Below are 1,888 nucleotides of genomic sequence, written 5' to 3'. Positions count from 1 at the left end.
ATAATTTTTATAATGTCTGTAAGATTAAATCTTGACTTCTACAGTCCGTATATCGTAAATAATTCCAATGAATCTGCTATAGATCTAGCTCACGATTGTTTAGATATTGGATTATTAGGATTAATATATGATTGCCTCGATCTCGGAATTATTATCTAATTTTCTTAACCTTATGTACTGGCTTCTTTTAATAATAGCAGGATTCTTTGAGATAGCATTTGCTATTTCATTAAAATATTCTGATGGTTTAACAAAACTAAAACCAACGCTCCTTTTTATTTTCTTTGGAGCATTAAGTTTTACCTGTCTTGCTAAAACTCTGAATAAAATTCCTATAGGTACAGCATATGCCGTATGGACTGGTATTGGTGCTGCTGGCACCGCAATATTAGGTATATTCATCTTTAATGAGCCAATATCTATATTGCGATTATTCTTTATTACTACTCTAATAATCTCAATAATTGGACTTAAATTCTCCTAAGGTTACTCTTATAGGGGGAAAACTACATGAGGTGTCTAGTTATCACATAAAACGATTATAAACAAGAAACAAATCATAAGTAATAATTATTTAGTTGAATAATATAATATACTGTATATAATTCCGTTTTTCATAAACGGAATTATACAAATGCCTATATTTAGAAGCCACAGTACACTAAGAAAGAATTATAAAAAGATAAACCAAGAGGGTTTTGCATCAATTAATACAAGTGACATCAATATGCCTGACCAGTATGGTAATACCCTATTACATATCTCCACAAAAAAAGGAAATGTCGGTCTAGTTCACGATTTAATTACTTTAGGCGTAGATGCCAATCTTTTGAATAAAGATGGGCACACGGCTTTAGATATTGCAAACAACGCAATACTAAAGAATAATAATAATGATCATATTGATATTGCTCAATTATTAATTAATTATAACAATATAAATAATAATTTATCCAGTACCCCACAAGAATTTAATACGAAAGCAATAACTATCGCTATAAATCATATAACAAATACACACTTTGTTGTTCCTTTAAATAAAGATGAATCAATACAGCTGATCAATAATAGCATTGTAAAGATACAGAAGATTTTGCAATCTTCTAATGTACCAATATCCAAAGTAGAAGAAGCTAACGCATTATGTAGTAAAGCTAAAGATTGTATACTACAACAATCACCTCAGACTCAAAATTCAGTCAATCTAGATATAGCCAAAGAAGCTGTCAGTGATACAACAAATAATGCCCAATTACCTAAGCAGCAGAATCATGAAACAGTATTTTCATACAATCAGGTTAGTGGATCACCTAAAATTAAACCTCCGGTACCACCAAAACCTAAAATTATAAATAAAGATTCATTATTACAGCAGAAATATGTTGCAGAACCTAAGATTGAGAACAAGGCACAATGTACAGATAATGACCAATTGCATGAGATTGATCAGATAATGGCAGAATGCACACAATCCTTCAGTGATCAGCACACACACTTATTAGGAATGGACAATTTTGTACAATAAGTAGGATAGTGCATTGGTTATAGAAGTGAAGATTTAGTCCTACAATATGTCCAAGACATATCTTGGCTTCTATAATATGTAATATAATTCAGAATCACCAACTAAATAGCGTGTTACATCTTATACTTTGCGATACTATATAAGACTTTTAAAGTCTCATTAATAACTCAAATCTTAAGTTAATAATACTATGATATATGAGATAACTATTCAAGACTTTGCAAGTATGGCGTAGTCAGGAAATTATAGGTTTTTGCATTATCTTCATTTTAGTCTCAAAAAACGACCGTTTGTTGAGACTCATTTTTAAATAAACTCTCTCCAATTCTCAAATACTTACTAATCCTTAATCCTCACCACTTG

At 30.5% G+C, this 1,888-nt stretch carries 2 protein-coding genes; both read left to right on the top strand.

The annotated features are described in order from the left end of the window. Positions 1 to 127 precede the first annotated feature (127 nt). Complete coding sequence (locus KYQ89_RS02600) at positions 128 to 484, top strand: DMT family transporter (protein ID WP_371920392.1); 357 nt, start codon at positions 128 to 130, stop codon at positions 482 to 484. Positions 485 to 727: 243 nt separating this feature from the next. Next, entirely contained in the window at positions 728 to 1,525 is a 798-nt protein-coding gene (locus KYQ89_RS02595; protein WP_218460277.1) for an ankyrin repeat domain-containing protein, read from the top strand. Positions 1,526 to 1,888 lie beyond the last annotated feature (363 nt).

Origin of the sequence: Rickettsia sp. TH2014 (assembly GCF_019249195.1) — a bacterium.
Taxonomy (GTDB): Bacteria; Pseudomonadota; Alphaproteobacteria; order Rickettsiales; family Rickettsiaceae; genus Rickettsia; species Rickettsia felis.
The sequence above is the reverse complement of the archived record's forward strand: the minus strand, read 5'-3'. Positions and strand labels throughout refer to the sequence as shown.

Bases quoted from the DNA above. Each gene is read 5' to 3' on its own strand.
- KYQ89_RS02600 (WP_371920392.1), top strand. From the start codon at position 128: ATGATTGCCTCGATCTCGGAATTATTATCTAATTTTCTTAACCTTATG.
- KYQ89_RS02595 (WP_218460277.1), top strand. From the start codon at position 728: ATGCCTGACCAGTATGGTAATACCCTATTACATATCTCCACAAAAAAA.